The sequence below is a fragment of the Bacillus cereus group sp. BfR-BA-01330 genome, assembly GCF_022663885.1.
Classification (GTDB): domain Bacteria; phylum Bacillota; class Bacilli; order Bacillales; family Bacillaceae_G; genus Bacillus_A; species Bacillus_A cereus.
This window is the reverse complement of the sequence record NZ_JAKUGK010000005.1, coordinates 362,563-383,866: the sequence shown is the minus strand read 5'-3', so window position 1 is coordinate 383,866 and position 21,304 is coordinate 362,563. Positions and strand designations below refer to the sequence as shown.

Here is a 21,304-nt window from a genome sequence, read left to right as displayed (position 1 = left end):
AGAAAGGAAGTGAGTGAAAACACTCACTTCCTTATTTCGCCTTTACCCTTGAAACGGGAATATAAATAATTTGCCCCGTATTTAAAAATATATCTTCTGTTTGATTGACACGGTATAAATTTTGTACAGACGTTTCATAACGGTCTGCAATAGATTCAATTGTATCCCCTTCTTGCACGAAATACATTCTTAACTTTGTAAATTCTTCTTCCGGTTCTTTCGTAAATAGTTTTGTTAAATAAAGCGCATTTTCATCTCGCTGTGAGTACTCTTCTTCTTGTTCTTCCTGCTTTTTCGCTTTTTCTTTCTTGAAATCTTTTCGTCCGAACAGTTCAAATTGCGGCGTTGTTTCTTGCTCCTCTTCACGTTCCACAAATTCATGTTCTTCTATTTTCTCTTCTTCTAATTCCTGCTCTTTTCTTTCCTCTAATTGGAACGGTTCAAATGCGTAATCTTCCCACTCATCTGATTCCTTATATGCTGGTTCTTCTACATGCGGCGCCGGTCTATTTTCATCCTCTTGCGCTGAATCTTCTTCTAACTCAGCATACACCGTTTCTTCCTCTTCAACTTCATCCTCGCTTCTCTCTTCATCACACAAACCGGTAATAGATATATCCGCTAATAATTGTAAGCAACCATTTTCCTTTAATTCATAATCAAATTCCTCGATTGATACATATAGCTCTTCAATTACTTTCACTCGATTTCTCGGAATTGATATTTCAAGTGGAAAGGAATGAACAAGTTCATTAACCCCATCTTCTCTTGTTTCTACATAATCAATTGACTTTGCTGGCGATAGTTCTCTTAATGAATACGCGGAATCATCTTTTCGTGCAACATACTCTCCCGTTAAATCTAATTGTCCTCTCACGATTACTTCATGATCAAGCTCTTCTATCTCAACGTCTGGATCTAACGAAATTGACAAAAGTTCTTCGACTTCCTGTCCTTTTTGGAACCACACAGATTCTTTTAATGAAAATCGTAATGAATGATCTGTAGCCACTTCTTTTCCCCCTCCCAAACTATATGTCATTACAGATTTATGTGTGGGAAGCTTACTTTATGAATAAAAAAAATCGCTCCCCTTATGGAGAGCGATTTTCTCTAATACACTACGCTTTTAATTTTGACATTGCAATTTCAGCTGCTGCAATCGTCGCTTCAATATCTGCATCACTATGTGCTGTCGATAAGAATAAACCTTCGAATTGAGATGGTGGTAAGAATACACCTTGTTCTACCATTTCACGATAGTAAGCCGCAAAGAATTCTAAGTTTGAAGATTTTGCTGCATCGTAATTAATAACGGGTTCATCTGTAAAGAAAATACCAATCATAGAGCCTGCACGGTTAATATGATGCGGAATGCCATGTTTTTCAGCTGCTTTACGTAATCCAGCTTCTAACATTTCAGCTTTACGCTCAAATTCTACATATGATTCTGGCGTTAACTGTACTAACGTTTCATAACCTGCCGCCATTGCAAGTGGATTACCTGATAAAGTACCAGCTTGGTAAATCGGTCCGCTTGGCGCAACTTGGCGCATAATTTCTGCTTTACCACCGTATGCTCCTACCGGTAAACCACCACCGATTACTTTACCTAGGCATGTTAAATCAGGCGTTACGCCATAATAACCTTGGCCACAATTATAAGCTACTCGGAACCCTGTCATTACTTCATCAAAAATAAGCAATGCACCGTTTTGTTCTGTTACTTCACGAAGACCTTCTAAAAATCCAGGCTGCGGAGGAACAACCCCCATATTTCCTGCTACTGGTTCTACAATTACACAAGCAATATCATCACCGAATTGTTCAAACGCGTATTTTACGCTTTCTAAATCGTTATAAGCTACTGTAATCGTATTTTTCGCTACACCTTCTGGTACACCAGGACTATCTGGTAACCCTAAAGTCGCCACACCAGAACCAGCTTTAATTAATAACGAATCACCATGACCGTGGTAACAACCAATAAATTTCAAGATTTTATTACGACCTGTATAACCACGAGCTAAACGTAGTGCACTCATTGTTGCTTCCGTTCCAGAGTTAACCATACGCACAATCTCAATTGATGGCACGCGCTCAATAACAAGTTTTGCTAATTTATTTTCAATTTCTGTTGGTGCACCGAAGCTTGTACCTCTTTCAGCAACAGATTTTAACGCTTCTACAACACGATCATTTGCATGACCATGAATTAAAGGACCCCATGATAATACGTAGTCGATGTATTCATTCCCATCGATATCATATACTTTAGAGCCTTTTCCACGCTCCATAAACAACGGATTCATCCCAACAGACTTAAAGGCACGAACCGGGCTATTTACGCCACCAGGCATTAAGTCTTGCGCCTCTTCAAACGCTGCAATTGACTTATCAAACTTTTTCATTATTTAGCGCCTCCTTCTTGTAACCATCTTGCTGCATCTTTTGCATGATACGTAATAATTAAATCTGCCCCTGCACGTTTCATACTAATTAATTTTTCAAGAACAACTTCTTTTTCATTAATCCAACCATTTTGCGCTGCCGCTTTAATCATCGAATATTCACCACTTACATTATAAGCGACAACTGGTAAATTAAAGTTATTTTTCACATCACGAACGATATCTAAGTAAGAAAGAGCTGGTTTTACGATTAAGAAATCTGCACCTTCCATTACATCTGATTCTGCTTCACGGAATGCTTCCATACGGTTTGCCGGATCCATTTGATATGTTTTACGGTCACCAAATTGCGGTGCACCGTGCGCAGCATCACGGAATGGTCCATAAAATGCTGATGAATATTTCACAGCGTACGACATAACTGGCACGTGTCCAAAACCATTTTCGTCTAATGCATGACGAATTGCTGTTACGAAGCCGTCCATCATGTTTGATGGCGCAATAATATCCGCTCCTGCTTTCGCTTGACTTACAGCTGTTTTCGCAAGAACTGCAAGAGACTCGTCATTTAAAATAATCCCATCTTCAATTACACCGCAATGACCATGGCTTGTAAATTGACATAAACATGTATCTGCAACTACTACTAGCTCAGGGAAATCACCTTTAATTTGCTGAATAGCACGTTGTACAATTCCATGATCACAATATGCTGATGATCCAACTTCATCCTTTTCAGCAGGTAAACCAAATACAATAACAGAACGAATACCTAAATCAACAACTTCTTGCATTTCAGCTTGCAATAAATCTAAAGACATTTGATATACGCCCGGCATAGAAGGAACTTCATTACGAACATTTTCACCTTCTAATACAAAAATAGGGTAAATAAAATCTTCCGTATGTAAAAACGTTTCACGCACAAGTGCACGCATGCCCCCGCTTTGTCTTAAACGACGATGACGATTAAATTGTAAAGAGTTCATAGATTTCTATCCCCATTCTTTCATTTTATAGATTCACAAACATATTGTAGTAATGCTTCTACAGTGTACTCTTTCGGCACAATAACAGACGGAAAATAAAGACTTGCCTCTTTTTCCGTAATAGGTCCTATACAAGCAATTGTACATTTTTTTGTCCATTCTCTCCAGTTTGTACCCTCAAGTAAACGAACAAAACTAGTAACAGTTGAAGGGCTCGTAAATGTAATAATGTCTACTTTCCCTAACTTCAATGCTGCTATAAGTTCTTGCTTTTTTTCTATATTCACTTTCGTACCGTATACGATTAGCTCATCTAGAGAAACACCAATTTCCCGAAGTGCAACCGGAATTACCTCTCTTGCTAAATTCCCTTTCGGAAATAAAATACGTTCGTTTCCACTTAATTCTTTTAGAAACTCTTCTGCAAATGCTTCTGCAACAAATGAAGTCGGAACAAAATGAACTTGATAGCCCCTTTTTTCTAACTCTAATTTTGTTTTCACACCTACCGCAGCGATTCTAATGGTTAGCGGTAGTTTCTTTTTTAAACTATCTAGAAAAAAAGCTACACCATTTCTGCTCGTAAAAATAACCCAGTCGTATGAATGTAGCTGCTCTTCAATATGTTGAATTTGCCTATGAGACATACCTTCCATACGCAAAAGCGGAATTTCCAATGGAATTCCGCTCTTTTCTTTCACTGCTACACTCATTTGTTTCGCTTGATGCTGGGCACGTGTAATCAATACCGTTTTTCCAGCGAGAGCGTTCATATTTATTGTTGCTCCTTATTTGCAGCAAGAATGAGTTCTTTGGCGCCTTGTTTAATTAAACGGTCCGCGGCCTCTAACCCTACTTCCTCAGGATTAGTACCCACTACTGTCTCTTTTAATAAAACAGAGCCATCCATAGAGCCGACAAGAGCTGTTAATTCGATTGCATCGTTTTCTGTAAGGGTTGCATATCCAGCAATTGGAACTTGGCATCCACCTTCAAGTTTATGAAGAAATACTCGCTCCGCTGCCACTGTTCTTTCTGTTATCGTATCATTAATATGCGCTAACAACTGCAATAAATCCTTATCATCCTCACGACACTCAATCGCTAATGCACCTTGTCCTACAGCAGGTACACATAACGTATCATCTAAATGTTCTGTAATAACATCATTATCCCAGCCCATTCTTTGTAATCCAGCTGTCGCTAAAATAATCGCATCGTAATCTTCTTCTTTTAATTTACGTAAACGTGTATCGATATTCCCGCGAATCCACTTCACTTGTAAATCTGGTCTCGCAGCGAGTAGCTGTGCACTACGTCTTAAACTACTCGTACCTAAAATAGCACCTTCCGCTAACTCTTTAAACGATGCTCCATTTTTTGAGATAAAAGCATCACGAGGGTCAACACGCTTTGGTGTACAGCCAATCATTAAACCTTCTGGAAGTACGGCTGGCATATCTTTCATACTATGTACAGCCATATCGATTTCTTTCGTAAGTAACGCATGCTCAATTTCTTTAACGAACAAGCCTTTTCCGCCTACTTTTGAAAGAGTAACATCTAAAATAACATCACCTTTTGTGACAATTTCTTTCACTTCAAATTCATATGGTAGACCTAGGGCTTTTAACTGATCAATAAACCAGTTTGTTTGCGTTAATGCTAGTTTACTCTTTCGTGACCCTACAATAATTTTGCGCATAATTCTCTCTCCTCATTATAAATACCAAAAGTGGAAATTGGACAAACTGCTTAATAGAAAAATGTTTACTAGCATTACGAGAAACGATCCGATATTCCACTGTACAATTTTCTTACCTTGCAACACATCTGCCGCTCGTAAATATAAACCTGTGCAATACACAAATAGAACGACAAAAGATCCGATTACTTTCGTATCATACCAATGGAAATTATCCAATTTTGTATATCCCCATATACATCCTAATAAAATTGCTAGTAAGAAAAATGGAACAGAAAATAAATTTAATCCGTAAGACATAGATTCTAGCTTCGGTAAATTCCCTAACCTTCTTAATCTCGCATTCCATTTTTTCTTTTTTAATAGGCGATATTGCAATAAATACATAATAGAAAAAATGAACGATACAGTAAACGTTGCGTAAGAAATAATTGCCATACCGACATGCACGTATACAAGTTCTGAAACTAATTGTTCCGCAAGTACTGGCGACATCTTTCCGAGCGGTGTAAAAATAGAAAAAGCGCTTACGCCAAATGCTACAACATTTGTAAAAAAGACTAAAAAGTCAATTCTCATAAATCGATTAATAACTAACGACATCGTAATCAATAACCAAACATAAAAATAAATCCCTGATAATAAAGTTAAAATAGGATTCGTTTCTGAATCTGTAGCTCTAAGCAACATAAAAATAGACTGCAGGACCCATACAATCGCAAGTAACCAAAAAGCAAATCGGTTCGCCTTTCGGTTACTTTGGAAATAATCTATAAAATATAAACTAATGCTACAAGCATATAAAATAATTGCAATATGATAAATAATACTGTTATTTAAAAAACTCATCCGATCATCCTTCCAAATTATAAAGATGGAACGGATGGTGTCCACACTCTTTTATGTTCTACTTCTTCCGCACGACTCTCTACTTCTTCCGTTTCTAAATCAAAAATCTTTGCAAATAACGCTAATTTTTCGCTCGCTCCCTCTTCAGCAGCTATTTCTTTCGCTACTAAAATTGGGTCTTTTAATAATTGATTAATAATACTTTTCGTATGCTTACTAATAACTTTTTTCTCACGATCACTAAGGTTTGGTATTTTTCGCTCTAGGCTTACCATCGTTTCACTTTGGATTGCAAGTGCCTTATCACGAAGAGCTGATATTAATGGAACAACACCAAGTGTACTTAACCACGTTTTAAATAGAACAATTTCCTCTTCAATCATAAATTGAATTTTCTCTGCCTCTTTCAAACGCTCAGCACGGTTTGCCTCCACTACTCCTTGTAAATCATCAATATCATACAAGAAAGAACCTTCTAGCTCATCAATCGCTGGATCAATATCACGCGGCACTGCAATGTCAACCATAAATAATGGACGACCAGAGCGCATTTTCTCCACCTTTGTCATCATCTCTTTCGTAATGACATACTCAGATGCACCAGTTGAACTAATTAAAATATCTGCTTCTAATAATGCACATTGTAATTCGCTTAACGATTTTGCATGTCCCATATATTTCTCAGCCATTACTTCTGCTTTCGAAAGCGTCCTATTCATAACTGTTACTTTACGAGCACCACTTCCATATAAGTTTTGTAGTGCAAGTTCGCCCATTTTACCAGCACCAAGAATAAGCACATGACAATCTGTTAACTCGCCAAATATTTTCTTTCCAAGCTCAACAGCAGCATAACTAACAGACATTGCACTTTCCCCGATTGTTGTTTCTGAGTGGGCACGTTTTGCTAATGTAATGACTTGCTTAAACAATTCATTAAAAATTGTGCCTGTTGCTTTAACTTGTTGCGCTTCTAAAAAGCTATCTTTTATTTGACCTAAAATCTGCGTTTCTCCGACTACCATTGAATCTAAACCGCACGTTACGCGGAATAAATGATCTATTGCGCCATCTTGTTCAAAAATAGTTAAATATGGCGCGACTTCTTCTATTTCAAGCTGAAACCAATCAGCTAAAAACTTCTTAATATAATACCGTCCCGTGTGTAATTGATCGACAACAGCATAAATCTCAGTGCGATTACAAGTTGACACAATGACATTCTCTAACACGCTCTTTTGATTTTGTAATGTAGTCATCGCTCGCTCTAGTTCTGCTGCCTGAAATGTGAGTTTCTCACGAAATTCTACAGGGGCTGTTCGATAATTTACACTAACAACAAGAATATGCACGCAGCATGTCCCCCTTCACCCGTTTTATCACTTTATCTACTATCATAATACAACTTTCCTCTTATGAATCTGACAATCGTGTGAACAACCGATTATTTTTTAATTATTCTCCGTATGTAATAAAGGAGATTCAATAACACTAATAAAAAAAATTCTACTTTATAATGATTATAAATTAATAACTCTATTTGTACGTTACCAAAAAAAGCCCTCATAATCAAGTGATGGAAACTATTCCATATAAATTATAACATCATCTTCCCTATCTTCTTTCATCATGAAGGAAAATATGTATGATTGTTCCAAAATGTAACAAAGACTTTCTCAATACAATGTATTTGACATTGCATTTCTTTTTCGTTATATTAGTTTTACAAAATTAAATTGTGCACAACTTAATTAGAAGGGAGTTATTTATGACAGAAGACTCTTTGCATCTAGATAACCAACTTTGTTTTTCTATTTACGCCTGCTCTAGAGAGGTTACTCGTTTTTATCGACCTTATTTAGAAGAAATGGGTATTACGTATCCCCAGTACATTACTTTACTCGTACTATGGGAGCAAGATGGACTAACAGTAAAAGAAATTGGAGAACGTCTATTTTTAGATTCTGGTACGTTAACACCTATGTTAAAACGTATGGAATCATTAAAACTTGTAAAACGTGTTCGTTCCAAAGAAGACGAGCGAAAAGTTTGTATTGAATTAACAGAACAGGGCAAAGATTTAAAGGAAAAGGCTTGTTCATTACCGACAACGATGGCTACAAACTTAGGAATTACAGAGCAAGAATATCGCTCTTTATTAATTCAACTAAATAAACTGATTGACACAATGAAAACAATTAATGATGGAAAAGGGGAATAAATATGGATAAATTATATACTGCTTCAGTAACAGCAACAGGTGGAAGAAATGGGAAAGTAGTTTCAGATGATGGCATATTAAATCTTGATGTAAAAATGCCGAAAGCACTAGGTGGTGCAGGCGGAGAAGCAACAAATCCAGAACAACTATTTGCAGCTGGTTATGCAGCTTGTTTCGATAGTGCATTACAACTTGTCATTCGTACAAAACGTGTGAAAGTAGAAAGTACAGAAGTAACTGCTCACGTTTCTATCGGAAAAGATACAGATGGTGGTTTCGGCCTATCTGCTGTACTTGATGTACATGTGGCTGGCGTTTCACATAGCGAAGCACAAGAACTTGTAGAAGCGGCTCACGGTGTATGTCCTTACTCGAAAGCAACAAGAGGAAATATTGAAGTTACATTAAACGTACGCTAAAAAATTTAGCAAAACAAAAACGCGCGACATTCGTCACGCGTTTTTTGTTTTTGTAAATTTATGAATTGCTTTCCACGCTTCTTCTTTTCCAAGTCCTGTTTCAGAAGAGAATAGAACAATTTCATCGCCAATTTCAACAGCAAGCGTTTCTTTTACAACTTTTAAATGCTTTTGCCATTTTCCTTTCGGAATTTTATCGGCTTTCGTCGCAATAATAATTGTTGGGATTTCATAATGCTTTAAGAAATCATACATCATCACGTCATCACTTGTTGGTTGGTGACGTAAATCAACTACTAATACAGCTGCGTCTAATTGTTCACGCGTTGTAAAGTACGTTTCAATCATTTTCCCCCATGCAGCGCGCTCCGATTTAGATACTTTCGCATATCCATAACCTGGAACGTCAACAAAGTGCATCATCTCATTGATTAAGAAAAAGTTCAGCGTTTGCGTTTTTCCTGGTTTAGAAGAAATACGTACTAACTTTTTACGATTTAAAATTTTATTAATAAAGGAAGACTTCCCCACATTTGAACGACCTGCTAATGCAATTTCTGGTAAATCACTGTCTGGATATTGTTCTGGTTTAACAGCACTAATTACAATATCTGCTTTTGTTACTTTCATTGTTTCACTCCTACTAATGCGTGCTCCAATACTTCATCTAAATGAGATGCAAGCACAAACGTAAGGTTTTCTTTTACGCTCTCTGGAATATCATCTAAATCTTTCTCGTTTTCTGCTGGCAAAATAATTTTTGTTAAGCCTGCGCGGTGAGCACTTAATGTTTTTTCTTTTAAACCACCAATTGGTAATACACGACCACGAAGTGTAATTTCACCTGTCATACCGACTTCTTTACTTACAGGAATACCTGTTAGCGCAGAAATAAGTGCCGTTGCCATCGTAATACCTGCTGACGGTCCGTCTTTTGGAACTGCTCCTTCTGGAACGTGAATATGAATATCATTTTTCTCATGGAAATTCGGATCGATCTGAAGCTCTTCTGCACGAGAACGTATATAACTAAACGCAGCTTGTGCTGATTCTTTCATAACATCCCCAAGTTTCCCTGTTAAAATTAGTTTCCCTTTTCCTGGCGCTACAGAAACTTCAATGGCAAGTGTATCGCCGCCTGCTGCTGTGTAAGCTAGACCTGTTGCCATACCAACTTGGTCTGTTTTTTCAGCTTGCCCATAACGGAATATGTGTTTACCAAGTAAATCAACAATCTTTTTCTCTGTCACAACGATACGTTTACGTTCTGCTGTAACGATAATCTTCGCTACTTTACGGCAAACTTTTGCAATTTGGCGCTCTAGCGTACGAACACCAGCCTCACGTGTATAATAACGAATAATCTCAAGCAGCGCTTCATCACGCACTTGTAAATTACCTTTTCGTAAGCCATGTTCTTTTAATTGTTTCGGCAATAAATGCTCACGAGCAATGTGTACTTTTTCAAGTTCTGTATAGCCAGCAATCGAAATGATTTCCATACGGTCAAGTAATGGACCTGGAATACTTGAAAGTGTATTAGCAGTTGCTACAAACATAACTTTTGATAGATCATATGGTTCTTCAATGTAATGATCACTGAAGTTATGGTTTTGTTCTGGATCTAATACTTCAAGTAATGCCGCTGATGGATCTCCACGGAAATCGTTAGACATTTTATCAATCTCATCTAATAAGAAGACTGGATTAACTGTTTTCGCCTTTTTCATACCTTGAATAATGCGTCCTGGCATTGCTCCAACATATGTACGGCGGTGACCACGAATTTCAGATTCATCACGCACACCACCAAGAGATACACGGACGAAGTTACGATTCAATGATGTTGCAATTGAACGCGCTAACGAAGTTTTGCCGACCCCAGGAGGGCCTACTAAACAAAGGATAGGTCCTTTTAATGAATTCGTTAACTTCTGTACAGCTAAATATTCAAGTACACGCTCTTTCACTTTTTCAAGACCGTAATGATCGTTATTTAAAATCTCTTCCGAATGAGCAAGATCAATTATATCTTCTGTTGCCTCTGTCCACGGAAGCGCTAATAACCAATCAATATAATTGCGAATAACACCACTCTCCGCAGAACTTGCTGGTAACTTTTCATAACGATCTAATTCTTTCAGCGCAGCCTTCATTGTTTCTTCCGGCATTCCTGACTGTTCAATTTTCTCACGAAGTTCTTCTACTTCTCCGCCCTTGCCTTCTTTGTCGCCAAGTTCAGTTTGAATCGCCTTCATTTGCTCACGTAAGAAATATTCTTTTTGCGTGCGCTCCATGGAACGTTTCACTTTTTGCCCAATTTTCTTTTCTAGGCTAAGTAACTCTTGTTCATCTTGAATAATTGAAATAAGTGTTTGTAATCGTTCTTTTACAGATACAATCTCTAGAATCTCTTGTTTCTGCTTCGTTTTAATCGGCAAGTGAGAAGCAATTAGATCAGCTAATCTCCCTGGTTCTTCCACATCAGCTACCGTTGCAAATGTTTCATTTGAAACTTTTTTCGAAACTTTAATATATTGTTCGAAATGCTCCAGTAACGTACGCATAAGAGCTTTCTCTTCTAAATCATCTTCTACTTCTTCAGTTACCGTTTTAATCGACACTTGTACTACATTTTCTTCTTCGATAAACTCTATTACTTCTGCTCTATGTAAACCTTCCACAAGGACACGAAGCGTACCGTTCGGCAATTTTAACATTTGCTTCACTTTCGCCACCGTACCTACACTATATATGTCATCTTCTTTCGGATCATCGATATTCATTTCTTTTTGCATTGCTAAAAAGATGATATTTTCATCCATTGCCGCCTGCTCTAGTGCTTGTATCGATTTATCACGTCCTACATCAAGATGCAAAACCATCGTTGGATATACGAGAACGCCTCTTAATGGTAGGAGGGGCACGATTCTTTCGTTCGTATTCATACTAGACATAGCACCTCCATAATAAATTAAACTCCTGTTCAACTATTTTATATTACAATACACCTAGATGCAATTGCTGAGATTCCGCGCAATTGTAAATAGCTTGTTTTTCTACCTCACGAAAAGAAAAAAGACTCCGATTAAGCATACAAACTTAAACGAAGTCTGGCAAATTTTATTATTGTTTATTTTCACATAGATTGTGCATCAGTTTCGTCTACCTTAGTATGTACATCTAGCTCTCTATGCATATTTTCTTGCATAAACGTTAACTCAAATACTTCTTTTAACTTACGGACAGGAATAATTTCAATTCCCTTGATCGTATACAAAAATGGTTGCATATTTTCAGCAGGAATAATGACTTTCTTAGCTCCCGCTTTTTTCGCAGCTTTTATTTTTGCGTACACGCCACCAATAGGTTTTACTTCTCCGTGTATACTTATTTCCCCTGTCATCGCTACTTCATTATTTACATACGTGCGGTGCACCGCAGAATATACACCTGTTGCCATAGCGATTCCTGCAGAAGGGCCATCAATCGGGATACCACCTGGAAAATTAATATGTATATCATATCCTTCTGGCAACACATCTAAAGAACGAAGTACTGTTAATACATTATCAACAGAGCCTTTCGCCATACTTTTACGACGAATCGATTTCGTTTGACTACCAATACTTTCTTCTTCCACAATTCCGGTAACATTTACCGATCCTTTATCTTTCGCCTTGATTGCTGTTACTTCAATTTCTAATAACGCACCTGTATTTGGTCCGTATACAGCAAGACCATTTACAAGACCAATCCTTGGAATCGGATAAATGCGCTTTTCATATTTCGGTGTAAGCTGACTTGAGTGAACAACCCACTCTATATCTTCATCCTTAATGAAAGAACGTTCTTCATTTATCGCCATACCAGCAGAGATTTGCACGAGATTAATCGCTTCTCGTCCATTCCTTGCATACATCCCGATCATTTCAATACCATTTTCACCTATTTGCATTTCCACTTTTTCCGCGGCATTTTTCGCTACTTTTTGAATTTCTTCCGTATCTAATTCACGGAAAAATACTTCTAAGCAACGTGACCGAATAGCAGGAGGAATTTCCTCTGGCGAACGTGTCGTTGCTCCAACTAAGCGAAAATCTGCCGGTAAGCCTTTTTGGAAAATATCATGTATATATGTTGGGATCATCGTATTTTCTTCACTATAGTACGCACTTTCTAAAAATACTTTTCGATCTTCTAACACCTTTAACATTTTGTTCATTTGAATCGGATGGAGCTCGCCAATCTCATCAATAAACAAAATACCACCATGTGCATCTGTTACAGCACCTTTTTTCGGTTGCGGAATACCTGCTTGCCCCATCGCCCCAGCACCTTGATAAATCGGATCATGCACCGAACCTATTAAAGGGTCTGCAATACCACGTTCATCAAACCGAGCTGTTGTCGCATCAAGTTCAATAAATGTTGCATTCGTACGAAATGGAGATTTAGGATTTCGTTTCGCTTCTTCTAATACAAGACGTGCTGCCGCTGTTTTCCCAACACCTGGCGGGCCATATATGATTACATGTTGCGGATTCGGACCACAAAGAGCCGCTTTTAACGACTTAATTCCGTCCTCTTGCCCTACAATATCTAAAAAGGTTGTAGGACGCACCTTTTCTGCTAGCGGCTCTGTTAAAGAAATCTCACGCATTTTACGAAGCTGTTCTAATTCTTTTTTCGATTCTCGATCAATTGAAACTTTTTGTGTTCGTTGATTTCGAAGTAAATGCCAGAAATACAATCCGACAATTACACCAAAAACAAGTTGAACAACTAAAAATATATTTGTCCAGCTCATTATTTATTTCCTCCCGCAATATTTTATCTCTTAGTATTTCCGCGGAGGAACGTAGCTAAACATAAAGAAAAACAGCAATTATAAAAATTGCTGTTTCCCTTTCGCATTATGCAGATGTTTTTGTATCAAGTACAGTACCGTCTTGTAACACCAATTTTGGCGGCTCATTATCAGCTACTGTTTCTTTTGTAAGAATACACTTCTCGATATCTTTACGAGATGGAAGTTCGAACATTACATCAAGCATTAAGCCTTCAATAATAGAACGAAGTCCACGAGCACCCGTTTTACGTTCAATTGCTTTTTTCGCAATTTCGATTAGTGCACCTTCTTCAAACTCTAACTCAACATCGTCAAGCTCCAATAATTTTTGGAATTGCTTAACAAGTGCATTTTTCGGTTTCGTTAAAATATCAACAAGAGCATCTTCATCAAGTGGCTCTAGGTTCGCAATAACTGGAAGACGACCGATAAACTCTGGAATTAAACCAAATCTTAAAAGATCCTCTGGTAATACGTGAGATAAAACATGCTTCTCATTCACATCAGCATTTTTCTTCTCAGAACCAAATCCAATTACTTTTTCACCAAGGCGACGTTTAATAATCGGCTCAATGCCATCAAACGCTCCACCACAAATGAATAAGATGTTCGTTGTATCAATTTGAATAAACTCTTGGTGCGGATGCTTACGACCACCTTGAGGTGGAACGCTTGCTACAGTACCTTCTAAAATTTTCAGAAGTGCCTGCTGCACACCTTCACCAGATACATCACGTGTAATTGATGGATTTTCGGACTTACGTGCCACTTTATCAATCTCATCAATATAAATAATTCCTTTTTCCGCTTTCTCAACATCATAATCAGCTGCTTGAATTAATTTTAGTAAGATATTTTCTACATCTTCCCCAACATATCCAGCTTCTGTTAAAGATGTTGCGTCCGCGATTGCAAATGGAACATTTAGAATACGCGCTAACGTTTGTGCAAGTAATGTTTTACCACTACCTGTTGGCCCGATAAGTGCGATATTACTCTTCGCTAATTCTACATCATCAATTTTGCTGTTAGAATTAATGCGTTTGTAATGGTTATATACCGCTACCGCTAGTGCTTTTTTCGCGCTATCTTGCCCGATGACATACTCATCTAAGATTTCACGAATTTCTACCGGTTTCGGTACATCTTTGAATTCTACTTCTTCGTCCTTCGCAAGCTCCTCTTGTACAATTTCAGTACAAAGTTCGATACACTCATCACAAATGTAAACACCTGGACCTGCCACTAACTTTCGAACTTGCGTTTGTGTTTTACCACAGAAAGAACATTTTAATTGCCCTTTTTCATCATTAAATTTAAACATATTTTCACACCCCTTACAAAGTGCTAACCTCTTGCCTTCGTATGTACACGATAAATGTATCGTATGTAAATACATATTATGTCACTACGTGGCGAGAAATACAAATAATATGACTAGTTATGTACAAATAAAAAATTTTTAAAACTTTTGAAATATGTATATTCGACTTGTAAAGGAACTTTTCCTTCTCCATCGAAAAGTTTTATAAATATATTTCTATATTTATAAAACAAGGCACGATTTTAATCGTGCCTTGTTATTTTATTATGCAGCGTTTTCTACTAAGAAGTCTACAGCTTTACGCACTTTAAGATCTTCAGCTAAAGCGTCTACGCTTCCAAGAGCTTGCTTGATAGCGTCTACTGGCATACCGTACATTTCAGCCATTTTTTCAACTTCTGCAGTTACTTCTTCTTCAGTAACTTCGATGTTTTCAGCTTCAATGATAGCTTCAAGAACAAGATTGATTCTTACACGTTTTTGTGCATCTTCTTTCATTTGCTCTTTTAATTTGTCAGCATCAGTACCTGTGAATTGGTAGTAAAGCTCAAGGTTCATACCTTGTTGGCTTAAACGTTGCTCGAATTCACGAACCATACGATCTAACTCAGTGTTGATCATAGCTTCTGGAATTTCGATTTCAGCGTTAGCAGCAGCTAATTCTACTACTTCGTCACGTACTTTGTGCTCAGCTTCGTGCTTTTTGCCTTCTTCTAAGTTTGTGCGAAGTTTTGCTTTTAATTCATCAAGAGTTGCAACCGCTTCGTCTGCTTCTTTAGCGAACTCGTCGTTTAACTCAGGAAGTTCTTTTGTTTTGATTTCGTGAATTGTTACTTTGAATGTTGCTGGTTTGCCAGCTAATTCAGCAGCATGGTACTCTTCTGGGAATGATACTTCAACGTCTTTAGACTCACCAGATTTAAGACCGATTACTTGCTCTTCGAAACCTGGGATGAATGTACCAGAACCGATTGCTAGAGAGTAGTTTTCGCCTTTTCCGCCTTCAAATGCTTCGCCATCAACGAAACCTTCGAAGTCGATTACAGCTGTATCACCGTTTTCAACAGTTCCTTCTTCTTTAACAACTAGTTCAGCTTGACGTTCTTGTAAAGATTTTAATTCGTTCTCTACATCTTCGTCAGTTACAGTTGTTTCAACTTTTTCTACTGCTAAACCTTTGTACTCACCTAATTTAACTTCAGGTTTCACTGTAACTTTTGCAGTGAAGATAAGGTTAGCATTTTTTTCGAACTTCTCGATGTCGATTTCAGGATGATCAACTGGGAAGATACCAGCTTCTTCAATCGCTTCACCGTATGCTTTTGGTAAAATGATATCTAAAGCATCTTGGTATAAAGATTCAATACCAAAGCGTTGTTCGAATAATGGACGAGGCATTTTTCCTTTACGGAAACCTGGTACGTTAATTGTTTTTACTACTTTTTTGAACGCAGCGTCGATAGAGTTGTTTACTTCTTTAGCATCAACTTCGATTGTTAAAACGCCAACGTTACCTTCTAATTTTTCCCATTTTGTAGACATTTATTCTTTCCCTCCAACTATAATAATGTATGCACATACCTCTATAGATTAAGATCTTCATTATCTCTTTTTTGAAATAACAAATACACAAATAATCCTCTAGCAAAAGCTTTCAGATATAATGTTCCAATCTACTAATTGCCCAGAAGACAACTACGGTATATTTTGTTCGAGAATAATATGAAACATATTAAGTAAGAGAATTACACTTCTCTTCTCTTACAAACAGGCAGTTTTCTGCCTTTTGCAACCCTTACATTATAACATAGAATATGCTCGTTTCAAGAACTGAACGATTCTTTTTCATAATTATACGGGCAAATATCCTTCTCTTTCAACACGTAATAACCATTGATAGGCAATATGAAACTCTTCCAATTCGATATTGTATGCTGCCATAAGCTCTTCTTCATCAATAGCCAATCCGAAACGCTTTCTTCCAATTCTCTCTAAAACAGCTGACCAAATCTCTTCTTTATCCATTAATAGAGCAAATGGGAAAATACTAATTTGCAATTCTTTCCAATATGTAACCGTTGCTTCAAATATATCGGGATAATTTTGCTCTAATCGACTTGATAATTTATGTATAATGTTATTGGATTGCTCCTCATTATGACCTGTAAATGCTGGAATTACCTTAATCGTATTCCCAAACTTTTCTACCTCTATTTCCTCTTCTACCTGACTTTCTATCATTTTATACAAAATAGAAGTTTTCAAATAGGGGTGTTGCTCTTCTTCTATTAAAAATTTCTTTAAAACAGGTAATGCAAGATCTAAGTCTTTTAACGAAAGTCGCTGAATCGCTCTTAGCTTCTGTCCAAAGTTTTCTCCAAAAATTTCATTAGTAAACTCATCCAACTCAAAATTTGAATCGACTAGCGATGCGTCTCCCTCATTGAGCATACCTTCTGCAAATAAAGCAAGTTGCGCTAATTTTTCCTTTTGATCAGGCATTATATCTTTCGTTTGTAAAACCTTTTCAACAGTTTCAATAACACCTTCATAATCATTTGTTTGAACTAAAATAGTCACGTACGTTTCAAGAATATCACCAAATAAGACAACTCCTGTTTTAAGCAACTGTTCACATTTGTCTTTCGCTTCTTCCATACGTTTTAATTCGAGTAAACAAATAACTGAAGCTAATTCCGTTTGTTCCGTTTCCGCATTATACTGACGTAATATTTCAAAGCAGCGCAATGCATCTTCGAACTTCCGCTCTTTCAGCGCTAAAAAACCTTCATCAATATAGCGCTCTGATAGTTGTGGAAACAATACGACCGTATTTTCTTTTTTATCCATACGTCCGCCTCTTTTTCTTGATTTTAATTATGTTCAAAGTAAATATATCAAATGCGTAATGAGAACACAACATCCCAAAACTATTTGTTTGAAATATAAAAATATTTAATTTTTACATTCCAATACGAATAAATCTCTACTAAAAATTAAAATTGTACAAATAAAAATCCCCAGCAACAAGCGCAGAGGATTCATCATTAATGGAAAGCTTTTATAATTGTGGGGTATATTACAAGGGTAATAATTTGGAGAACAATAATTGCCATAACAATCATGCTAAAATAGAAGATTGGTTTACTTCGCTTCATTAAAAACATAATAATAAGCATCGTACAAGCAAACAAACTTAAGAAGAACAAACTTGTTGTCGAACTAAGTATACCACTTGGGACAAAGAACAATAACACTACACTACAAGTACCTATAATTCCAAATAACCATTCCATTCATTCACTCATTCCCTTTCCCTCTCATGGCTGTTTTCTCTAAGCAATCAAATGTTTCACAACATCAACTACATACGTTAATTTCTCATACGCTACAAATCCAAAAGCAACCGTTAAGCCCGTTACAACTAATCCTTTCATCATTTCTGCCTCCTCGTTTTATCGTTGTTATCTTCATTATAAAAGATTAGCAATTTGTTACCATCGAACTACCTTACAGTTACCTTACAGAATTGTAAGATTTCAAAAGAGGATAGAAAAACACCTCACATAGCTTGAGGTGCTTTCACGGAATTTCTCTATAATCACTTGCAAAATTAACTTTTTTCTCTTGGTTATTTTTCGGAGAATCCAATCTTAAACTAATAGATTTACTAAATAATTTAGGATCAAAATAATTATTCATTACTTTTCTTAACTTACCTTCAGATATTTTCGTATTACAAGAAAACAAAGGATGAAAATCATGTTAATATATTTTTATACAATTAAGAATTTAATTTACAAGGGGGATTATATATGTTTAAAAAAATGGCCGCAGATGTATTAGGACTAAGCGATGTAGGTTCTGTTATTACACCTAAAGACTATGATAAGGTCGATGCCGATGATTATGTAATGCATGAAGATGGAGAGAAAATTTACTTTCTAATTAAATCGAAATCAGATGAATATTGCTTCACAAACAAAGGGTTAATTCACTTGGACGGTACAAGCGCAACAAGTAAAAAACGTACACTACGCCGCTTTCGTTATAGTAAATATCAAATTAAAAACGTAGCACTCGAAACTGCAGGAACGATTGATTTAGATGTAGAAATTAAGTTTCAAATGGGCGATGAACATTACTCAATTGATGTTCATAAAAAACATATTGAAGAATTAAAAGATTTATATAAGGCTTTACTTAAAATCGAAGAAATTTCATACGACAACGATATTACATTACAATATGCACATAAAAGTTTAGATATGGCATCTAATGCCTTTAGCCGCATTTCAAACGCACAAGTAAATTTAGCAGAGCAATTTAAAGAAATGAACGAGATTGCCTTTAACTGGCTTGTTGATACGAAGAAACAATATAATGTGAAAGATTATGGTTTTGTATTTGAGAAGTTTATTAATAACTAAACAGAAAACCTTGTTATCAAAAGATAACAAGGTTTTTGTAGCGTACCAGGAGAAATTCGAACTCCCGCTCCGCCCATTTCCGTACTATTTTATATATTTTGATCGCAGTCTTAATATATCTTCTCCTTCGCGAATGCCTGCCGATCCCTTCCTCACATTTTTTACGACAGTCCAATTCGGGTTAGTTTCATCACCGATGTTCTGTACTGTAAAATTGCCATCACCATATTTTCGGTGGCCTTCTGCCAATTTCTCCGTTAAATCATTCTCATTTGATCTCGCCATCTTTGCGCCATCTCCCTTTTTTATACGACCTTCTTAAACCATCTAACCAATCACAGGTCCAGTCAATTGGAGATTCTCATTTTCCGCTTCTATTAATTGTAACACACTGCCGGGGATAAGTTCCGATAACTGCTGCTCAACCGTACTAGAATGGTAAAGAATTTTATAATATTGCAAGTAAACAATTAAGAGAATCTGGATATGGATTTGAGTTCCATCATAAACCTATTAATTCTTTAAATTAAATAAGATGAATAGGGCGCATAAATGGCGCTCTTTTTATTTAAGAAAAAAAGTACATATGCAACTGCTTAATATCAAAGGAAAGGTCGCAAATATTAAGCATGAACTACACTTATAACCCAAACATCAAATTTTAGACAAACAAAAAACCTTGTTATCTTTTGATAACAAGGTTTTTTTAGCGTCCCAGGAGAGATTCGAACTCCCGACCGTACGCTTAGAAGGCGTATGCTCTATCCGGCTGAGCTACTGGGACATGGAGCGGGTGAAGAGAATCGAACTCTCGACCAGAGCTTGGAAGGCTCTTGTTTTACCACTAAACTACACCCGCATATGTTATTTTCTTTTCTTCGTTAGCGCCGTTGCCCTATCGACAATATTTATTATATGTATAACCACACATAAAGTCAACACCTTTTTTAAAAGAGGATAAATTTTCTTATCCTCTTTTAAAAACTGCCTGTTCAACTAGTTGTCCGTCTAACGTTTCAAAACGAACTTCCATTTGATTTTCATCCATTTCTAATAAAGCAAATGTCTTTTCTACACGCTGACGTGGTAATAAAATACTGCCTGGATTAATAAATAAAACGCCCTCGATTAATTCCGCACCTAATACGTGAGAATGTCCGAAGCATGCAACTTGCGCTCCCACTTCTTCAGCATGGTACGCTAGCGTTTGTAATGTCATTTTTACATTATGTCGATGCCCATGTACAACTAAGAAGCGAATTCCATCTACATCAGTTACAATTTCATCTTGAAAGTTAGCATAATCACAATTTCCTTTTACAACATGGAAACCTTGCAGCTCTTCATGAGCAGGCGTTAGCTCTGAATCACCGCAATGAATCATGGTATCTACTTTCCCTTCATACTTCTCTTTTAACTGCTGTAATTCCTTCACAGAGCTATGACTATCGCTTACGATTAAAGCTTTCATCAATCTCTCTCCCTTATTCTCCTAAAAACCATTCAGGGATTTTTTCTTCTAGCTTACGAAGAGCACGTCCGCGGTGACTAATAGCATTTTTTTCATCTGAACTTAATTCCGCCATTGCTTTTTTGTATTCTTCCACATAAAAGATCGGATCGTATCCAAAGCCATTTTCTCCGCGGCGTTGTTCTAAAATAAATCCTTCACATGTCCCGTTTACAATGACAGGCTTTTTATCACCTTCAGGGAAAGCTACTGCTAATGCACAGTAGAAGCGAGCTTTACGCTTATCAAACGGTATTTCATTTAATTCTTGTAAAACTTTATCAATATTCGCTTGATCATCTTTTGGCTCTCCAGCAAAACGAGCTGAATACACGCCTGGTTTCCCGTTTAACGCATCTACAATAAGACCTGAATCATCCGCAATTACAATTGCATTCAACTGTCTACTCAAACTATCCGCTTTTAAGATCGCATTTTCTTCAAATGTTTCACCAGTTTCTTCGACTTCTTCAATATGAGGAAAATCGTGTAATGATTTCACTTCTAAATCAAATCGCTCAAATAACTCAGCAAATTCACGTACTTTCCCCATATTTTTTGTCGCTACAACAACTTGTTTCATACTTTCCACCT

The 21,304-nt window shown here is 36.8% G+C and carries 20 protein-coding genes, 2 tRNA genes and 1 pseudogene; 4 read left to right on the top strand and 19 right to left on the bottom strand.

Annotated features, from left to right (window positions below; genetic code table 11):
- Positions 1 to 31 precede the first annotated feature (31 nt).
- The 7 genes from spoVID to hemA form a co-directional block, all read right to left on the bottom strand.
- Positions 32 to 1,042, bottom strand: coding sequence for a stage VI sporulation protein D (gene spoVID / locus MR112_RS17160; protein WP_002024850.1), 1,011 nt, complete (start codon positions 1,040 to 1,042; stop codon positions 32 to 34).
- A 79-nt stretch (positions 1,043 to 1,121) separates the two neighbouring features.
- Positions 1,122 to 2,411 (bottom strand): glutamate-1-semialdehyde 2,1-aminomutase, encoded by a 1,290-nt coding sequence (gene hemL, locus MR112_RS17155; RefSeq protein ID WP_000712943.1) that lies wholly within the window; start codon positions 2,409 to 2,411, stop codon positions 1,122 to 1,124.
- Positions 2,411 to 3,400, bottom strand: a complete 990-nt coding sequence (gene hemB / locus MR112_RS17150; protein WP_001087065.1) for a porphobilinogen synthase — start codon at positions 3,398 to 3,400, stop codon at positions 2,411 to 2,413. The genes hemL and hemB overlap by 1 nt, the downstream gene beginning before the upstream one ends.
- Positions 3,401 to 3,420: 20 nt before the next feature.
- Complete coding sequence (gene hemD, locus MR112_RS17145) at positions 3,421 to 4,173, bottom strand: uroporphyrinogen-III synthase (RefSeq protein ID WP_000992353.1); 753 nt, start codon at positions 4,171 to 4,173, stop codon at positions 3,421 to 3,423.
- Positions 4,174 to 4,175: 2 nt separating this feature from the next.
- Positions 4,176 to 5,105: a hydroxymethylbilane synthase gene (gene hemC, locus MR112_RS17140; RefSeq protein ID WP_001226407.1), complete on the bottom strand. Its 930-nt coding sequence runs from the start codon at positions 5,103 to 5,105 to the stop codon at positions 4,176 to 4,178.
- 15 nt (positions 5,106 to 5,120) lie between these two features.
- On the bottom strand, positions 5,121 to 5,954 hold the full coding sequence (locus MR112_RS17135; protein WP_000008991.1) for a cytochrome c biogenesis protein: 834 nt from the start codon (positions 5,952 to 5,954) through the stop codon (positions 5,121 to 5,123).
- A gap of 17 nt (positions 5,955 to 5,971) precedes the next feature.
- On the bottom strand, positions 5,972 to 7,306 hold the full coding sequence (hemA, locus tag MR112_RS17130) for a glutamyl-tRNA reductase (protein WP_000547868.1): 1,335 nt from the start codon (positions 7,304 to 7,306) through the stop codon (positions 5,972 to 5,974).
- Between the two features lie 416 nt (positions 7,307 to 7,722).
- On the opposite strand from hemA, the gene MR112_RS17125 reads away from it, so the two are divergent.
- Together MR112_RS17125 and MR112_RS17120 are read left to right on the top strand one after the other, a co-directional pair.
- The gene (locus tag MR112_RS17125; protein ID WP_000133916.1) at positions 7,723 to 8,175 is read left to right on the top strand and encodes a MarR family winged helix-turn-helix transcriptional regulator; all 453 of its coding nucleotides are present in this window, start codon (positions 7,723 to 7,725) and stop codon (positions 8,173 to 8,175) included.
- A gap of 2 nt (positions 8,176 to 8,177) precedes the next feature.
- Complete coding sequence (locus tag MR112_RS17120) at positions 8,178 to 8,594, top strand: organic hydroperoxide resistance protein (protein ID WP_000359781.1); 417 nt, start codon at positions 8,178 to 8,180, stop codon at positions 8,592 to 8,594.
- 33 nt (positions 8,595 to 8,627) lie between these two features.
- On the opposite strand, the gene ysxC is transcribed toward MR112_RS17120, so the two are convergent.
- The 7 genes from ysxC to MR112_RS17085 form a co-directional block, all read right to left on the bottom strand.
- Complete coding sequence (gene ysxC, locus MR112_RS17115) at positions 8,628 to 9,224, bottom strand: ribosome biogenesis GTP-binding protein YsxC (RefSeq protein ID WP_000869116.1); 597 nt, start codon at positions 9,222 to 9,224, stop codon at positions 8,628 to 8,630.
- A complete protein-coding gene (lon, locus tag MR112_RS17110) occupies positions 9,221 to 11,551 on the bottom strand; it encodes an endopeptidase La (protein WP_000097289.1) in 2,331 nt (776 codons plus the stop codon). The genes ysxC and lon overlap by 4 nt, the downstream gene beginning before the upstream one ends.
- 182 nt (positions 11,552 to 11,733) lie before the next feature.
- On the bottom strand, positions 11,734 to 13,404 hold the full coding sequence (lonB, locus tag MR112_RS17105) for an ATP-dependent protease LonB (protein WP_000119176.1): 1,671 nt from the start codon (positions 13,402 to 13,404) through the stop codon (positions 11,734 to 11,736).
- A 106-nt stretch (positions 13,405 to 13,510) separates the two neighbouring features.
- The gene (gene clpX, locus MR112_RS17100) at positions 13,511 to 14,770 is read right to left on the bottom strand and encodes an ATP-dependent protease ATP-binding subunit ClpX (RefSeq protein ID WP_000472289.1); all 1,260 of its coding nucleotides are present in this window, start codon (positions 14,768 to 14,770) and stop codon (positions 13,511 to 13,513) included.
- Between the two features lie 264 nt (positions 14,771 to 15,034).
- A complete protein-coding gene (gene tig, locus MR112_RS17095; protein WP_000105215.1) occupies positions 15,035 to 16,312 on the bottom strand; it encodes a trigger factor in 1,278 nt (425 codons plus the stop codon).
- A gap of 309 nt (positions 16,313 to 16,621) precedes the next feature.
- Positions 16,622 to 17,620 (bottom strand): hypothetical protein, encoded by a 999-nt coding sequence (locus tag MR112_RS17090; protein WP_078186331.1) that lies wholly within the window; start codon positions 17,618 to 17,620, stop codon positions 16,622 to 16,624.
- Between the two features lie 197 nt (positions 17,621 to 17,817).
- Positions 17,818 to 18,066 (bottom strand): hypothetical protein, encoded by a 249-nt coding sequence (locus MR112_RS17085; protein ID WP_001983650.1) that lies wholly within the window; start codon positions 18,064 to 18,066, stop codon positions 17,818 to 17,820.
- A gap of 519 nt (positions 18,067 to 18,585) precedes the next feature.
- Between MR112_RS17085 and MR112_RS17080 the strand changes: the two genes are divergently transcribed.
- Positions 18,586 to 19,200 (top strand): PH domain-containing protein, encoded by a 615-nt coding sequence (locus MR112_RS17080; RefSeq protein ID WP_000473863.1) that lies wholly within the window; start codon positions 18,586 to 18,588, stop codon positions 19,198 to 19,200.
- 84 nt (positions 19,201 to 19,284) lie between these two features.
- Here the strand turns inward: MR112_RS17080 and MR112_RS17075 are convergent, their stop codons facing one another.
- Positions 19,285 to 19,485 (bottom strand): hypothetical protein, encoded by a 201-nt coding sequence (locus tag MR112_RS17075; RefSeq protein ID WP_000124460.1) that lies wholly within the window; start codon positions 19,483 to 19,485, stop codon positions 19,285 to 19,287.
- Positions 19,486 to 19,637: 152 nt separating this feature from the next.
- Here MR112_RS17075 and MR112_RS29060 point away from each other — a divergent pair.
- Positions 19,638 to 19,730: pseudogene (locus tag MR112_RS29060) on the top strand (DUF6572 domain-containing protein); the annotation flags it as partial.
- A gap of 180 nt (positions 19,731 to 19,910) precedes the next feature.
- Here MR112_RS29060 and MR112_RS17070 read toward each other — a convergent pair.
- The 4 genes from MR112_RS17070 to MR112_RS17055 form a co-directional block, all read right to left on the bottom strand.
- Positions 19,911 to 19,984, bottom strand: a tRNA-Arg gene (locus MR112_RS17070).
- Position 19,985: 1 nt separating this feature from the next.
- Positions 19,986 to 20,059 (bottom strand) — tRNA-Gly (locus MR112_RS17065).
- A gap of 108 nt (positions 20,060 to 20,167) precedes the next feature.
- Positions 20,168 to 20,671 carry a metallophosphoesterase gene (locus MR112_RS17060; RefSeq protein ID WP_078186332.1) on the bottom strand — a complete coding sequence of 168 codons (504 nt, stop codon included), beginning with the start codon at positions 20,669 to 20,671 and terminating at the stop codon, positions 20,168 to 20,170.
- A 13-nt stretch (positions 20,672 to 20,684) separates the two neighbouring features.
- Positions 20,685 to 21,293 carry an XTP/dITP diphosphatase gene (locus MR112_RS17055; protein ID WP_000815939.1) on the bottom strand — a complete coding sequence of 203 codons (609 nt, stop codon included), beginning with the start codon at positions 21,291 to 21,293 and terminating at the stop codon, positions 20,685 to 20,687.
- Positions 21,294 to 21,304: the final 11 nt, after the last annotated feature.